The following is a 238-nucleotide window of genomic DNA, read 5'->3' on the forward strand; positions in this document are numbered from 1 at the left end:
AATGCTCGATCCAGCGCCGGTTCCAAAAGATCATCGAGGAAACGCCGTCGCCGGCGCTTACGGCTGAACAACGCGACAAGATCTGCGAAACCGCCGCCGGGATCGCCCGCGCCGTGAACTATCGCGGCGCCGGCACGGTCGAGTTCATCTATGCCCAGGATGGATCGTTTTACTTTCTGGAAATGAACACCCGGCTTCAGGTCGAACACCCGGTGACCGAAATGGTGACGGGCTTTGA

Annotated in this window: 1 pseudogene; it reads left to right on the plus strand. The window is 59.2% G+C overall.

The features are described 5' to 3' along the window. Window positions 1–238 (plus strand): annotated as a pseudogene (locus tag Q1A06_RS20965) (biotin carboxylase); the annotation flags it as partial.

Source organism: uncultured Sulfitobacter sp. (genome assembly GCF_947497275.1).
Taxonomy (GTDB): domain Bacteria; phylum Pseudomonadota; class Alphaproteobacteria; order Rhodobacterales; family Rhodobacteraceae; genus Sulfitobacter.